Origin of the sequence: Actinomycetospora lutea, assembly GCF_028737205.1 — a bacterium.
GTDB classification, from domain to species: domain Bacteria; phylum Actinomycetota; class Actinomycetes; order Mycobacteriales; family Pseudonocardiaceae; genus Actinomycetospora; species Actinomycetospora lutea.
Map to the genome: position 1 here is coordinate 1 of NZ_JAQZAL010000054.1, position 14757 is coordinate 14757.

General features: G+C 68.5%; 14 protein-coding genes and 1 pseudogene. 11 read left to right on the forward strand and 4 right to left on the reverse strand.

Annotated features, from left to right (window positions below):
- Positions 1-208: 208 nt before the first annotated feature.
- Complete coding sequence (locus PHK61_RS30900) at positions 209-652, reverse strand: hypothetical protein (protein ID WP_274284877.1); 444 nt, start codon at positions 650-652, stop codon at positions 209-211.
- 707 nt (positions 653-1359) lie between these two features.
- A pseudogene (locus PHK61_RS30905) lies at positions 1360-1767 on the reverse strand (transposase); the annotation flags it as partial.
- A gap of 306 nt (positions 1768-2073) precedes the next feature.
- Between PHK61_RS30905 and PHK61_RS30910 the strand changes: the two are divergent.
- From PHK61_RS30910 to PHK61_RS30950, 9 genes are all read left to right on the forward strand, one after another.
- A complete protein-coding gene (locus PHK61_RS30910; protein ID WP_274284878.1) occupies positions 2074-3309 on the forward strand; it encodes a vWA domain-containing protein in 1236 nt (411 codons plus the stop codon).
- A gap of 521 nt (positions 3310-3830) precedes the next feature.
- The gene (locus tag PHK61_RS30915) at positions 3831-4517 is read left to right on the forward strand and encodes a hypothetical protein (RefSeq protein WP_274284879.1); all 687 of its coding nucleotides are present in this window, start codon (positions 3831-3833) and stop codon (positions 4515-4517) included.
- A 133-nt stretch (positions 4518-4650) separates the two neighbouring features.
- Entirely contained in the window at positions 4651-5460 is an 810-nt protein-coding gene (locus tag PHK61_RS30920; protein WP_274284880.1) for a carbon-nitrogen family hydrolase, read from the forward strand.
- Positions 5461-5524: 64 nt separating this feature from the next.
- A complete protein-coding gene (locus PHK61_RS30925; protein WP_274284881.1) occupies positions 5525-6220 on the forward strand; it encodes a DUF2848 family protein in 696 nt (231 codons plus the stop codon).
- Positions 6217-7725 carry a 4-hydroxyphenylacetate 3-hydroxylase family protein gene (locus PHK61_RS30930; RefSeq protein ID WP_274284882.1) on the forward strand — a complete coding sequence of 503 codons (1509 nt, stop codon included), beginning with the start codon at positions 6217-6219 and terminating at the stop codon, positions 7723-7725. Before PHK61_RS30925 ends, PHK61_RS30930 begins: the two co-directional genes overlap by 4 nt.
- 24 nt (positions 7726-7749) lie before the next feature.
- Positions 7750-8109, forward strand: coding sequence for a cupin domain-containing protein (locus PHK61_RS30935; RefSeq protein WP_274284883.1), 360 nt, complete (start codon positions 7750-7752; stop codon positions 8107-8109).
- Positions 8110-8156: 47 nt separating this feature from the next.
- Positions 8157-8651 (forward strand): flavin reductase family protein, encoded by a 495-nt coding sequence (locus PHK61_RS30940; RefSeq protein ID WP_274284884.1) that lies wholly within the window; start codon positions 8157-8159, stop codon positions 8649-8651.
- Between the two features lie 869 nt (positions 8652-9520).
- A complete protein-coding gene (locus tag PHK61_RS30945) occupies positions 9521-10312 on the forward strand; it encodes a hypothetical protein (RefSeq protein ID WP_274284885.1) in 792 nt (263 codons plus the stop codon).
- 192 nt (positions 10313-10504) lie between these two features.
- Positions 10505-11056 (forward strand): cysteine dioxygenase family protein, encoded by a 552-nt coding sequence (locus tag PHK61_RS30950; RefSeq protein WP_274284886.1) that lies wholly within the window; start codon positions 10505-10507, stop codon positions 11054-11056.
- 319 nt (positions 11057-11375) lie between these two features.
- Here the strand turns inward: PHK61_RS30950 and PHK61_RS30955 are convergent, their stop codons facing one another.
- Together PHK61_RS30955 and PHK61_RS30960 are read right to left on the reverse strand one after the other, a co-directional pair.
- Entirely contained in the window at positions 11376-11690 is a 315-nt protein-coding gene (locus tag PHK61_RS30955) for a hypothetical protein (protein WP_274284887.1), read from the reverse strand.
- Positions 11691-12176: 486 nt separating this feature from the next.
- Positions 12177-12575, reverse strand: a complete 399-nt coding sequence (locus PHK61_RS30960) for a cupin domain-containing protein (protein ID WP_274284888.1) — start codon at positions 12573-12575, stop codon at positions 12177-12179.
- A gap of 115 nt (positions 12576-12690) precedes the next feature.
- Between PHK61_RS30960 and PHK61_RS30965 the strand changes: the two genes are divergently transcribed.
- Together PHK61_RS30965 and PHK61_RS30970 are read left to right on the forward strand one after the other, a co-directional pair.
- Positions 12691-13380, forward strand: a complete 690-nt coding sequence (locus PHK61_RS30965) for a winged helix-turn-helix transcriptional regulator (protein WP_274284889.1) — start codon at positions 12691-12693, stop codon at positions 13378-13380.
- A 648-nt stretch (positions 13381-14028) separates the two neighbouring features.
- A complete protein-coding gene (locus PHK61_RS30970) occupies positions 14029-14241 on the forward strand; it encodes a hypothetical protein (RefSeq protein ID WP_274284890.1) in 213 nt (70 codons plus the stop codon).
- The last annotated feature ends 516 nt before the right edge of the window (positions 14242-14757 follow it).

Below are 14757 nucleotides of genomic sequence, written 5' to 3' on the forward strand. Positions count from 1 at the left end.
ACCCCGGCGCTCCGGGCGCTCACGCCCTCACCTGCACTCCGTTTCCGGAAGAGCCCGTTTCCCCCGCCGAGGGCCATCCACAGCGAACTGCCGAAGGGCCGAGTCCTCTCGGCTCTCACTTCTCCGCCAACGTCGTACGAGGGGGATGATTGTCAACTAAGCGGCCCCGACGCTCGTCGCCGACCTACGTCATCGGCCTCGTGGACTCCTAAAAGAACAATGCGGCTATGATCAGGTACAGCACGAACGCAATGATTCCATAAATCACAAGCGGGACGACGATGTCACCAAAGGTCGACCCGTCCCTCTTGCGCATGAACTCTTTGTGGCGCCTATCCGCTTCGGCTTGCCGAGGAACATCCGGTATCGTCTCGCGGAGGCCGAGAAACGCCTTCCGGACGACCTTACCGCCAACCACAGCGAAGGCGTCCTCGGGCCTCGACCGTGGTACCTCGATGGTGGACGATACGCCGATCTTGTCGCCGTAGTCATCAGGATTGCGCATATATGCTTTCACAGTGCCGTCGCGGTGCAGCAGTCCAACGCGTGCAACCTTCACGCCCATTCCCGGCCACTCGGGCACGATGCTCGCGACGAGGAACGCTACATCCTTACAAGTCCACGTGTTGCTTCTATGGGTCACGCCATCCACAAAGGCAGACTCCGGCAACTTGCCCATAAGCCACGGGCGCAGAACTTCCTTTGGAACGGGGGGAAGGGTGTAGTAGCTGCTCCTCTTCGATCTCCGCTCTCTTGGCGGCGGCCTTGATGTCCGCCGAGTACTTGTCGCGACACTTCTTGCAGTACCAACCCGGCCCCGCGTCGTTGTCGGCCCACTTGCTGTGATCGCCACACAACGGGTCCTTGCAGGAGCGGCACAGTCGAATAGCCGCGGTCAAACACCAGCACAGGCCGAGCGTCCCGTTCTCGTTGCCCTCGTGGTAGTAACGTCCACAGATTGCTTGAACAGGACCGGGGCCACCAGTTAGTGATACAACTTTGAGGGACTCACAGCGATAGTATCCAGGAGCAATGAGCTTCCGGCTTTGTCCACTACAATTCGGGTCCGGGCACATTGACGCTTCTCCTATGTCCTTCTGGTCGTAGAGCCTGGATCGGTTTTAGGGCACAGAATCAGCCGCGTGCGACGATCGTCCCGCCGTTACGCCGACTTTATCGCTCGGGCGGTGCAGATCGTTACGAGACGATGGGCCGCACGATTGAGACTTGGCCACGCACATCTGCCTGGGGGGAGATGGCAGCCTTTCCTCTCGGGACCCTGGAGCAGTGGCAGGACGCCCACCCGACGAGGACGCGGTTGCGCCCGAACCGGTGCCCTTGAGAGCAAGCGTGCGGCGGTTCCTGGGGGTTGTTCGACCAGACTTGGCGCCAGAGCTCGCGCGGGAAGATCGTGAACGCCAGCACGTCGGCGCGGGCCGCGTCGAGGTGCCCAGCCACCGGCGGGAGCTTGGTCTCGAGGGCGTCGAGGACGCGGTCGAACTGGGCGTGCATCGATTCGGTGTCGGGCTGGTCGTAGACCGAGTGCAACAGCGTCTTCACCCACGGCCAGCTGCTCTTCGGGGTGACCGCCATCAGGTTGGCCGCGTAGTGGGTGAGGCAGCGTTGCCACGCCGCGCCGGGCAGGCAGGCGCCGATGGCCTCGACCAGCCCGCGGTGGGCATCGGAGGTCACCAGCCCGACCCCCGAGAGGCCGCGGGCGACCAGGTCCCGGAAGAACGCCAACCAGCCGGCGCCGTCCTCGGCGCTGGAGTGCGTTGGCGGGACTACCTCGGACACATGCATCATGGAAGGCGGCACGGGCGACGGCGACCGCTTTGACGCCAGCGGCGCCCTCGTCCCGGGCCGCATCCGCCGCTTCTGCGTGGCGAGCAACCACGACCCCGACGGCGACACCCGCCAGCAGCTGCGTCGCGGGGTGGCTTGTTGGATTTTCATGGGTGACGTTTTCGGCGACCTCACCGTGCCCGCGGACGAGCCGCTGGGCGCCGACCAAGGACGCTGCCGGCGAACCCGGCTGGGCCGTCCTCGCCGCGGACCCGCGCTTCGCTCTTCGTGCTCGATCGGTCGAACAGCATGGCCGGTGCCAAGCTGGAGCAGGCGAAGATCGGGGCTGACTGGTTCGTCGATGGGGCGCTCGACGGCGACGGTGTCGCGCTGGTCTCGTATGCCTCTGCCGCGACCGTCGACAGCGCCCTGCACCCGCTCACCGCGGACCGTAGCGCCGAGCACGCCGCGATCGATGGGGTTGCCGCGGCCGGACAGACGTCGATCGGGGGCGGTCTGCGGCGCGAACTGGATGAACTGAGTTCCCCGGCCGAACCCAGCTCGATGCAGGCTGTCGTGTTGCTTACCGACGGCCAGCACAATGCCGGCGAGCCGCCGGGTGCAGTGCTGCCCGACCTGCGCGCGAGCCTCACCCGCGTCTACACCGTCGGGATCGGACCCACCCTCGACGACACCTTGCTGCAGGGTCTGGCGGACGCCACCGGCGGCGAGTTCGCCCGCATCGACCCGGACCTGCCCGCTGACGAGCAGGCCTTCGCGATCCGCGCCGAGATCGAGCGGCTCACCGCGCTGGCCCGCGACGGCGGGGGTGTGGCAGCTGGTTCGCCGGAACGTCTGGCGTCGGGTGAACGCCGAGAAACGACCTCGATCGTCGAGCCCGGCGCAACGCTTGCGACCTTCCTGGTCAGTCGCCGATTCGTGAAGGACGACATCGACCTGGAGGTGACCGATCCCTCCGGCCGAGTGCTGACCTCGGCCACAACCGCGCCCGACGTGCGCGTGATCGCGCCCGAGCGGCCGTACACCGCGATTCAAGTGCGCGACCACGAGCCAGGCACCTGGCGCACCACGATCACCTGCCGGAACGCCACCCGTCCCCGCGCCGACCTGCTGTGGTGGACCTTCGTCGTCGACCGCGACCTGGTCGGCGCCCTGCACGTCCCCCACACGCCTGTGCGACCAGGCGGTCGCGTGGTCGCCGACCTCGCCGTCTCTTACGGGCGCCGGCTCGCCGAGTTGCGCATCCTCGCCCGGCTGACCGAGCACGGCAGCACCCGCCCGGTCGTCTTCCGGCCAGGCACCGTCAAGGCCGAGTCCGACGGGATGTACCGGGCGAGCTTCACCGCCCCGAACAAGCCGGGCGTGTACCGCTTAGAGGCCGAGGTCACGACCAGCCCTTCGCGGACCCGTTTCGCGTTGGGCGAGGAGTTCACAGGTCCAGACCAGCGCGGACAGATACCACGGTTCGCCCGCCTCTACTCTGCGTCCATCGTGGTCGCCTAACGATGTCTTCCGCTGCACCTGAGCGCGGTCATCATGCCGTCGCTCTCACCAGACACCCCGAGCCCGGATGTCGGAAGTGGCGCTACCGTCTGAAGCGGGCTGCACCGGAGCAGCCGATGATCAGGTTCTATGTCAGAACAGTCGACGACGGGCATAGGTAGAGAAGCCCGCGCGGAGGCAATGCGGTACAATTCTTAATAGCTGGGGCAAGGGGGAGGCCGTTGCCTGTCCCCGCGACGCCTCCGACTCGGTGGGAGTTCTGGCTACCGGCGACTCGACATCAGAACAGTGCCCGTGGCACGCCAGCCGACCTCAACTGCGCGTCTCTACGCGGCTACCGAAGCGCCACGGACCGCGCTGATCGAGGAGCCGACGGCAGGTCACGACTCCATCCGTGCATACCGAATGAGGCGAATGGGTGAAGAGCGCAGTCTTCGCTTGCCCAGAGCGGCCCGTCTAGGCCATCTACTTGGTGGGTTCGAAGGCCAGGGGAGGTCGCCTTGTCCGTGTCGCCTCCAGGGGTGGAAGATTCGGCAGGTAAGCGCAGCCGCTCGCTGAAGGTCGTTGAACTGTCACTCACGGCATTCGCGACTCTCGGTGTCGGCGTCTATGTCCTTCTGAATGGACTGTACGTCGAGTTCTACGACGACTTCGGCCTGCGCCCCGAAGATGTCGGCTGGACGCAGACAGCCATCATCGGCCGAGCGGCCTGGATTGCCCTCGTCGTGGTGTTTGCCGTCGGCTCACTGGGCGCTCTGGGCGTACTTGCTGAAGCCCTCTCACACCGAAGCGGGATTACCGATGCTTTACGACGCAGCCCGAGGTATGCAGCAGGCGGATGCGCCCTGATGCTAGCCGCAGCTCTACTGCTTTCCTTCGTTATTCTTCATCGAGAAGTGGAGAATGATGCTGCTGAGGTGAAGGTTGGGCATACGGTGGACGGGGTTGGCTTCATCACGCCCCTAGTGGACGTTCAGGTCAATCGAGCGGAAGTGCGCTGGATTGGAGACCCGACGCGGGCCCCTTTTGAGTTGGTCAACTCGCGGTTCTTGTCTTATATGGGTTCGAACGGCCAGGCGAGCGTGTTTCTCAGCTGCGGACGTAGGACGATTACAGTCCCTACGAGCCAGGTCTCGGTGCATATTCTTCTCGAAAACCGCGATCTTGACGAGAACAGGCAGGAGTACGATTTCGAATCCAGTTGTTAAGCCCTATCTGCATTGCGCCCTGTAGCAGGTCGAGATCGCTCCCCTTCGAGCCTGTCGCCTGGTTTAGATATCGCCACCTACCGTGCGTTGTACGCGGGTGACACCGGTGGGGACATCGACTGGAGGAGGACTCGTGGAGATCGCGCTGGTGCAGGTCGCGAGCCCGCCGCAGGAGCCCGTGGCCGAGCGGATCGAGCGCGTGGGCGCGCTGGTGCGAGGACAGGCGCGCGGCGCGGACCTCGTGGTGCTGCCCGAGCTGTGGTCGGCGGGCTATTTCGCCTTCAACGAGTACGAGGCCCGCGCGGAGTCGCTGACCGACGGGCCGACCGTGACCGCTGGCCGCGTCTGGGCGCGCGAGCTCGGGGCCCACATCGCTCTGGGCAGCGTGGTCGAGCGCTCGGAGGAGGGGCTGCACAACACAGCAGTCGTCCTGGGGCCCGACGGCTCCATTCTTCACAGCTACCGCAAGATGCACGTGTTCGGTTACGCGAGTCGCGAGGCCGAGCTCCTCAGCCCGGGGCACGTGGCCGGCGTGTTCGACGCCCCGTGGGGCCTGACCGGCGCGACGACCTGCTACGACCTGCGCTTCCCCGAGCTCTACAGGGTCCTGATCGACCAGGGTGCGCAGGGTGTCATCGTGCCGGCCGCTTGGCCGGCGGCCCGCCTCGAGCACTGGCGCCTGTTCACCACCGTGCGTGCGGTCGAGGAGCAGGTCTTGCTCATCGCGTGCAACTCCGTCGGCGTTCAGGCCGGCGACGTCAGGCTGGCCGGTCACAGCCGTGTGGTCGACCCGTGGGGCGAGGTCCTCGTCGAGGCCGGCGACGAGGAGCAGGTCGTGACGTGCAGCGTCGACCCCCAGGTGGTCGACGCGGTGCGGTCACGCTTCCCAGCTCTGAGCGACCGCCGTCTCAACCGCGCCACCGGCGCTGCGCCGACGACCTGAGCCACCCATCGGCGCCGCTGGAGGCCCTCGACGGCCTCGAGCCCGCATCCCGAGAGGAAGTTCGATGACCCTGCACCTGAGAGTCGCCGGCACCGACGAGGACGTTTCGTTCGAGCCCACTCGCCTGATCATCGCCGGCTACACCGCTCGCGACCAGGAGGCCGTGGCTGCTCACATCGCCGAGCTCGCCGAGATCGGCGTCGCGCCGCCGGCCAGCGTGCCCACGTTCTACGACCTCGACCCGGCCCTGCTCACCACGCAGGACGTCGTCCGCGTCCCCGGGGCCAACACCTCCGGTGAGGTCGAGCCGGTGCTCATCCGCGCCGGTGGACGCTGGTTCCTCGCCGTCGGCTCCGACCACACCGATCGTGACCTCGAGCGCGACGACGTCGCCGCCTCCAAAGCCGCCTGCCCCAAGCCGATCGGAAGCACTGTCGTGGCTCTGGGCGACGAGCCGGCGTCGTTCGACCTCGACCACGTGGCTGCAGTCAGCAGCGTCGACGGCGTGACCTACCAGGCGTCCAGCCTCGCCGAGCTGCTGCGTCCCGACGAGGTCCTGCGCCGGATGCAGAGGTCCCTGCCCGGCAACCCGCTCGACACCGACGAGGACTTCGCCTTGTTCGGGGGCACCACGCCGCTGCTGGGCGGAGTGTTCGTGCCGGGCGGGCGCTGGGAGCTCGCGCTGCGCCTGCCCGACGGCACCCACTTGGCCCACACCTACGAGACCAAGATCGATAAGACGGAGAAGGACCCGCGATGACCACCTCCGAGCCCAGCACCAGCTCTGCCCGCATGCCCGCCGCGACCGGTCTGCGGGACGGCAAGGCCTTCCTCGCCGCGCTGCGCGATGACCGCGAGGTCTACGTGGACGGCGAGCGCGTCGACGACGTCTCCACGGACCCCGCATTCGCGCCGGCCGCGCACACCGTCGCCGAGCTCTACGACCTGGCCGCCGCACCGGCCTCGGACATGCGGGCCATCGACCCCGAGACGGGGGCGGAGACCAACCGCATCTACCTCACGCCCCGCAGCACCGACGACCTCGCCGCCTTCCGGCGTGCGGTGCAGACCTGGGCTCGCCACACCCACGGGTGGATGGGCCGTACCCCCGATCACGTCGCGGCGTTCTTCGCCGGCTTCGGAGCCCACCCCGAGGCGTTCGCGAGCGAGGGCACCCGCGGGCACGACTTCGCCGCGAACGTGCGGGCCTACAGGCGCCGGCTCATCGCCGAGCAGCTCTACGTCTCCTATGCGATCATCCCGCCCCAGGTCTCGCGCGCCACGACCGCACACGCCTGGGAGGGCGAGCACATCCAGGCCGGCGTGGTCGAGGAGCGCGCCGAGGGGCTGGTGCTGCGCGGCGCGCAGATGCTGGCCACCGGTGCCGCGGTCGCCGACGAGCTGCTGATCTCCTGCATCAAGCCGCTCACCGACGACGACCGCGACTTCGCGATCAGTGTCGCGCTGCCCGTGGCCACGCCCGGTCTCAAGCTCTACTGTCGCCGCCCGTACGCGACCGCCGCGTCCAGCGGGTTCGACTACCCGCTGGCTACCCGCTACGACGAGACCGACGCCCTCGTCGTCCTCGACGACGTCCTCGTGCCCTGGGAGCGCGTCTTCGTCGACCGCGACGTCGCCGGGCTGCGGCGCCAGTTCTTCGACACCGGTGCCCACCAGCTCGGCAACTGGCAGGCCCAGATCCGACTTGCGGTGAAGATGGAGTTCCTCGCGGGCCTCGGCCGCAAGATGGCGGCGGTCAACGGCGTCGACAAGTTCCCGGGTGTGGTCGAGAAGCTCGGCGAGCTCGCCAGCCTCGCCGCCACCGTCGAGTCCGGGGTCCTGGCCGCCGAGTACACCGCCACTCCCGACAGCGTCGGCGTCTTCCGGCCCGCGCCGCGCCCGCTCTACGGGGCCATGGGGCTGCAGTCCGAGATCTACCCGCGGGTCCTGGCGATCCTGCGCGACCTCGCCGGCGGCGGCGTGCTCCAGGTCCCGTCCAGTGTCGCCGACCTGCGCAACCCCGCCACCCGCGCCGACATCGACCGCTACATCCAGTCTCCCGGCGTCGAGGCCCGCGAGCGCATCCAGCTGTTCAAGCTCGTCTGGGACGCCGTGGGCAGTGAGTTCGGCGGCCGCCATCACCAGTACGAGATGTTCTACGCGGGCGCCCCGTTCGTGGTGAAGGGCTACGCCTACCGCAACTACGGCTTCGACCCGGCCGTCGGAGCCGTGGAGGCCTTCCTGGCGTCCTACGACGAGCACTGAGCGCCTGAGCCCGAGGAGATCGCCATGCCCAAACCCGAGCACGAGTTCTTCGACGTCGAGAAGGTGTCCTACACGCGGTGCGCCGGCGACGTCCCCACCCTGGCCGAGCGCATTCTGGCTGCCGATGCCGCGTCCGGCACCGCCACGCGCATCCTGCACTTCGAGCCCGGCACCGACACCACACCCAACGGTGTCCAGGTCCACGACTTCTGGGAGGAGGTCTACATCGTCTCCGGGTCGCTGACCGACCTCGAGCTCGGCGAGACCTTCACCGCCGGCATGTACGCGTGCCGACCGCCGGGCATGCGCCACGGACCGTGGCGCAGCGACGACGGCTGCACCACCTTCGAGGTGCGGTATCGCACCGACAGCCCACGACCATGACCGACCCCACCACCGTCGAAGGCGCATCGGCACCCATGGTTGATCCCATGGCGATGCGCCGGGCCATGGGCTGCTTCGCCACCGGGGTCGCCGTCGTGACCACCCGCCATGACGGCACCCCGCACGGCATGACCGTGAACTCCCTGACCTCGGTCTCCCTCGACCCGCCCCTGCTGCTGGTGTGCCTGACCACCGGCGCGCGCACCACCGAGGCCGTCGTCGGCGCCGGCCGCTTCGTGGTCAACATCCTCGCCGCCCGCCAGGAGCAGATCGCGCTGCGCTTCGCGCGCCGCGGGGAGGAGCACTTCGCCGGCCTCGACGCCGACCAGGCCGACAACGGCCACGATCTGCCGGTCGTGCCCGGGGCGCTCGTGCACGCCGACTGCACCGTCGATCAGGTGCTCGCCGCCGGCGACCACGTCGTCGTCCTCGGGCGGGTCGAGTCCCTGTGCCGCAACAACGCCACCCCTCTGGCCTTCCACGGCGGCCGGTTCGCCGAGGTGCGCCCCCACGGAGCCGAGCACGACCTCTGGTTCGCTTGACCCGCCCCGGTCAGTCCTGAGCGCTGCCTCCCCCCGGGCTCACTGCCAACGCCGACTCACGCGCGATAGCTGCACACGAGCCATCACAGGAGCCTGCTCGCGTCGGGCCCACCCATCAACACCTCCCGAGCCCGGCCCGCACGAGTGACCTCTCCCGGTCGCACAGTGGGCCGGCCGCCGGTGCGAGGCTAGGCTGGAGCGCCAGGCGGCCGGGGGGCTGAGTCTTGTTCTGCTCCCCGGTCGCTGCCGTGGTCAGGTCGCTGCGACCGATGCCGTGCGCGTCGCGGGCCTCGGGGGCTGGTGCGACTTGAAGGTCATTCGCGGCTCTCGGCGGTGGTCGGGACCTCACCGGCAGGCGATTGAGGCGGTCGATGAGAGGGCCACTGCCGCGACCCACGGGTTCTCGGGGGGCCCACGAGCCGGGCAGGTCCGGATGAGGATCGTCGTCATGGGCGATGAGGACAGCGAGGCCCCCGACATCGACTCGACCGCGGGCGCGACCGAGGAGGCGGGCAACGAGTCGCGCGACGAGGCAAGGGACAGGGCAAGCGACCAGGCAAACGACAAGGCGATGCCGCCGGTGATCGACGAGCAGCGGGCCGGGCTGCCGCCCGGCGGGGTTGCCGACCTCACAGGCAGGGACCCCGGGGTTCTGGCAGAGCCTTCTCGCGCAACTCGAGGCAGAGCGCGACGAGATACGGGCCCGCCCGACGGCCAGACCCGTCGCGCACGGAGCAATCGCGCTCGACGGGGGCGCCGGGTCAATTAGCCCAGGACAGATCATTGGGCGAGTTCGCCGCTATCTCCTGCCTGGCCTACCTGCCCTGGTCTGCGGAACGTGTGATCCGCCAGCTCGCTAGCCTATCGGCGTGAACGGGGAGGCGAAGGCGTCCGAGGTGCCGGATCAGGGCGACCTCTCGAGCATGTCGATGTCGGAGGCGACCGCTACCGGACGGCACGCCCGCGCGGGGGACCCAACCATCCGGGAGTCCATCGTCGGCGTGCGGGCCTCACCGGCGGCTGGCCGTGCCGATGGAGGGTCGACGGGTCGCGATGGGCTCGACAGCGACCCAACGCCGAGCGAGCCGTGGGCGCCGCTTCGGAGCATGCGTGCTGCTGTGCAGTCACGCGTCCGTGGCCCGCGAACCACTCGTCTGCTGTCCGGCACCGCCGCACTTCCCGTGCTCGCCGGCTTCACCGGTGCTCTGGTCGACCGGGGCAGCACCGTCGCCGCGGTCGCCTGGGGCGCTGGGGTGGGCGGCGGCGCGGTCGGGTGGCTATTCCTGGCCCGCTACACGCGCGCGTTTCTGCGCAGCCCCGCCCACACGCTCGCGCCTGGCGAGCTCGTCCTGCGTGAGGACGTCCGCCGACGGGCCCACCAGATCACGCGTTGGTGTGCCGCCGGGGTGCTCGTGCTGGCAATCGTTGATCTCGTCAGTGAGCCCCCTACGGTGCTTCCGCTCGGATGGGTCCTGGTCCTGCTCGGCCTCGGGGGCACCGTCGCCGCACTGCCCGCAGCCGTCGCGACCTGGCGAGGGCTCGGACCGCCCGAGGATGCGCCGGTGCGCACTGCGCCGTTCGTCCCTCACCCGCACCTCGTGCCCCGCGGCGAGGAGACCGTCCCCGCCACGCCGCTGCCCCACCAACGGCCTCGACGCTAAGGGGACCCGACCTCAGGTCTTGAGCGCGCCGAGTCCGAAGACGACGCGTCGACGAGAAGCACGAGGAACCTCCTGGACGACATTGCGTCAAGTGCGTAGGCCGTTGGGTCGTCGCACGCGGTAAGAACGTGGCTTCCGTCATCGCTGGAGGCTGACATGAATCCCTCTGCTCGTACGGGCCTCGGTCCAGGGGTGACCGAACTGATCGATCGTCTCCGGGCGGTGGCCGCCACGACGCAGTTCGGGCCCGAGACGGTGCGCGAGGTGATGGCGAACGCGCTGGCAGAGGACGGCGACTGGTTGGACCAGGCCTGTCAGCAGCGCGACGGCGACCCGGTCGGTAAGGCGTACCCCCTCTATCGCGCTGCGGACGGACGGCTGTCGATGCTCGCCGTGGTGTTCGCACCCGGTGCAACGACCCCCGTCCACAACCACGGAGCCTGGGCCGTCGTCGGCACCTACCGGGGCCGGGAGCGCGACACCTGGTACCGGCGCCTCGCCGGGGATGCAGCGTCCAGTCGTGGCCAGCTTGAGGAGGTCACCTCACAGGTCTCTCCCGCGGGGACCGTCACGGTCATCCCCGACGGCACCATTCACGCGGTGGAGGCCCTCGACGGGCAGGAGGCCGTGTCCCTCCACGTCTACGGCACCGACATCGTCACGCAGCCGCGCAGCACGTTCGACCTCGCCACCGGGATCGAGACACCCTTCTCGCCGCCCATGTCTGAACCCGACCACGAGTGACCGCGGGCGACCGCTGGTCTCGGGTAGTCGAATAGCACCTCGGGTCGAGAATTCCCAGCGCGACTCGGACGCCTAGCGGCGATAACTGGCTTCGACGCCAGGTCCCCGCCAGGTGCTCGTCCCTCGCCCGCTCTGCACGTCTACAGGGATTCCACTCGCGGCAATGGCCCGTGCATTGTCGGACCACTTGCGCTGCTCAAGGTTGGCCGTGGTGCGCCCGCAGCGTGAGTCGGTCTACTTGAGCTGCGCAGCTCCGTGCCCGCTCGCAGGTGATCGGACCGGGCCCCGGGCCTCCTCTAACCGGTACCTCCGCCGGGCCTCAGAAGAGGGGAGTGGCGTCCTCCACGTCCTTCATGCCCTCCTCGGCCGGCAGCGACGGCAGAATGCGGACCGTGTTCCACTGCCCGATTCTCGACTCGACCAAGAATCGGTCTACGTTCTCAGCCCGATCGGAATCGACAACGGCAACCATCGTGTGCTCTTGGTTGACGTAGGGGCCGGCCACGACGTTGACGCCCGTTCGATCGGCGATGTTCGGCATCTCGGGGAACAGCTTCAGCATCAGGTCTCGCGTCTTGTGATTGCTCCTCGGGCAAACCTCCGCGCTGTGCGCACAGAGCAGCACATAGTGCATCTCTGTCCTCCTCTCGGCTGGGTGGAGACGAGTCGTGTCCCCTGCTCACCACGATGCCGACCCTTCGAAGACCGGCAATACGTACTTCGCCGTACGCCGAAGCGCCCACCGAGGCAGGTGGCGCGTGTCCCACGAACGACGCACCTCGGCGACGGTGGACATCGGGACTCCTCGATGCCAGCGCCTCATGGCGCTCGCCCGTTGCGAACGGTCCGACGGGCTGGGGGACGACCCGGTCCCGGCCGTCGGCGCTCCCGACCTGCTCTGTCGGGTGACGGAGTGGTTCCTCCTCACCGCGGGCCAGCTGCCCGCCTCGCACGCCAATTGCGGCTCCTGGCGGATCGAGCGTCCGGCGGCGGTCATGGAGCGGGCTCGTGGTGCACGAGCGGCACCGCCTGTGGTGCGACACCGGGGTAGGCCGCGGCGCCGCAAATGGGGTCGAGAAGTGACGTGGCGACGTCTGTCGCTCGGCGTTGAGTCGACCTCTCAGCGCTGTGCTGTCCCCGGGGTCGTGTCGGGCCCGTCGACGTTATGGACCGTCGCGCCGGTGCCGCCGGTGCGCACGAGGAACCCGGCGCCACCTGAGTCGACCACCGTCTCGCGGTGCACGAGGTGGGCGGGGATGTAGACCGAGTCCCCGGCGCGGGCGACGACCATCTCCTGCCCGCCGGGGCCGAACTCCACGGTCATCTCGCCGTCGGTGATGTAGGAGTAGGTCGCGTAGTCGCCGTGGTGGTGCCAGCCGGTGCTCGCGCCGCCAGGAATGTCGGCGTACCCACACCAGACCCCGTCGTGGGCGAAGGCTTGGCCTCGTGCCATGCCCGCGCTCTGTTCCCCGGCGGGATTGGTCAACTGCTCGTGGGTCACGACCTCGGGCTTGGTCATCGTCGTTCACCTTTCCGATCCGGTGGCCACGAGAAGGGTCTGACCGCGCCGGAGGCGCGACAACCCCAGAATCTGAACTGGTCCCGGCCGAACGCTCGGGCGGACACTGCCGCCTGTGCGCACCTACGGTCAGTACTGCCCGATCGCGCGGGCCTCCGAGCTGCTCGCGGAGCGCTGGACCCTGATCATCGTGCGCAACCTGCTCGCCGGGTGCCGCACGTTCGGGGAGCTGATGGACGGTGCCCCGGGCATCAGCCGAGCCCTCCTGACCCAGCGGCTTGCTCTGCTCGAGCAGTACGAGGTCGTTGTCCGCGAGGTCGAGCCGAAGGGCCGGGTCCGCTGCCGCTACGCCCTCACGGAGCGCGGGCGGGAACTGCGCGCCGTCGTGCAGGCGGTCGGCGAGTGGGGCGCTCGCTGGTTGGAGCTCGAGCCCCACCACAGCGACCCGGCCTACGTCCTGTTCGCCACCAGCCGGTTGGTCGACGTCGACCGAGCGCCGTCGCACGGACTAGTGGTGCGCTTCGACCTGGCAGACAGCCCTGGGCGCCGCTGCTGGTTGCTGGTGCGCCAGCCGCGCGCGGAGGTGTGCACGTCCTACCCGGGCCGCCCGGAGGACCTGGTCGTCCGCGCCCGTAGTGAGGTGCTCGCACGATGCCATCTGCGCCACACCACGTTCGCGCAGGCCGAGCACGCCGGCCTGCTGGAGATCGATGGACCCCGCCCAGCCGTTCGCGCTTTCCTCGGCTGCCTCCAGCCCAGTCCGTTCGCCCATGTCACGCCCGTCGCGCTTCCAGGCGAGGAGTGAGAAGGGCCCGGGCCGCAGCGTCGAGGACCACCGGGCGAAGGAGTATTTCCCAAAGGGTGGAGAGGGCCAGCAGGTGACCACCCGTCACACCGAGCACTTCCCCTGTCGCCTGGCCCCGCGCAGGCCCTGTGCATGCTCAGGCGGGACCGGCGAGCGCACGACCGGCGCGCCGATTCCTTCTTCGCCCCGCCAAGCACACCCGATTTGCGCACCCGCGTCAGTCGCGCGTCGTGGCTCAACGCCAACTCCTGATCATTCACAGCATCGTTCTCGAATCGCAACGCGCGACGCCGCACCAACTTCGAGTGTCGAATTGGTCGGCCTAGGGCACCGGATAGGTGAACGTCCTGGCGCTCACTCGGTCCCGCGCGGGCAGCCGAATGCTGAAGCTCTTCTCCGATCTTGTTTTACATACGTCGCACGGTAGCGAGCCGGTCACGGACCGGTACCTTGACTCTGTGGTGTGCGTTGACTCCACTCCGCGAGGGGTTCACTCTCTCCATCCCGGTCCGGTGGACGAGCGGGAGTCACTCGATCCGACATTCGACGGGGTCGGACATTTGCTTGCGAACGAGTCAGGTGAGACCGGTTCCATCGATCCATGAAGTCAGGTCGATGCGCAGCAGAGGAATCGAAGGAGGCAGCCCGATGACCAGAACTGTGAAAGCCGCGCTCTTGGCGCTCGCGGCCGCCGGAGCCATGCTGCTGCCCACGGCAGTGGCATCGGCCGCGCCCATCGACTGTCCGGGTGGCCAGACCGCCCAGAGGGCTGGTGGTGGCTGGGACTGCGTCAACGGTGGTGGCAACACCTCGAACGCAGAGAACCCGAAGAACCCGAATGCCGGCAAGGGTGACTTCTGACCAAGGTCTGCTGAGGGCGACGTGATGGAGACCCGGGAGTGGGACCGCCTCCCGCGTGGCGGCCAACCCCTCCCGGGATTCTCTGCTCGACCCCCGCCCCGATACGGCGGGCCTTCTCTCGACGCCAGGTACGCACCGCCAACCACACTGGTCTGGGAGCGGGACAGTCGTCCGGGGCAGTGGAGCGCGAGCCGGCGCCCTGCCTGCCAGGGCGGGCGACCACCGCTAGTTTCGCGGATCGTCGCGGCCTCTGGCGTCTCTACCGAACAGCGAGGCGGGAGCTGGGAGCGCCTGCGCGAGCGCGACGCCGCTGGTACTCCTGTGCGTCGGTGACCGGCGGGGCGATGATGGTGTGTACCTCGCACCGGGAACCGTCGCCCACCCTGGCTGGCTCACCCGCTCCGGCATATGAGCGGCCGCCCGTCGACCCGTCCATGCGCCGGGTTCGAGTAGTAGTAATCGGGCTCTTCCGGATTTAGAGTGCAAGAGATCCACAGTGCAGCAGCGACCGGATGC

Excerpts from the sequence above, each read along its gene's own strand:
- PHK61_RS30935 (WP_274284883.1), top strand. The coding sequence starts at position 7,750 with ATGCCCAAACCCGAGCACGAGTTCTTCGACGTCGAGAAGGTGTCCTAC.
- PHK61_RS30940 (WP_274284884.1), top strand. The coding sequence starts at position 8,157 with ATGGCGATGCGCCGGGCCATGGGCTGCTTCGCCACCGGGGTCGCCGTC.
- PHK61_RS30955 (WP_274284887.1), bottom strand. The coding sequence starts at position 11,690 with ATGCACTATGTGCTGCTCTGTGCGCACAGCGCGGAGGTTTGCCCGAGG.
- PHK61_RS30970 (WP_274284890.1), top strand. The coding sequence starts at position 14,029 with ATGACCAGAACTGTGAAAGCCGCGCTCTTGGCGCTCGCGGCCGCCGGA.
- PHK61_RS30925 (WP_274284881.1), top strand. The coding sequence starts at position 5,525 with ATGACCCTGCACCTGAGAGTCGCCGGCACCGACGAGGACGTTTCGTTC.
- PHK61_RS30930 (WP_274284882.1), top strand. The coding sequence starts at position 6,217 with ATGACCACCTCCGAGCCCAGCACCAGCTCTGCCCGCATGCCCGCCGCG.
- PHK61_RS30960 (WP_274284888.1), bottom strand. The coding sequence starts at position 12,575 with ATGACCAAGCCCGAGGTCGTGACCCACGAGCAGTTGACCAATCCCGCC.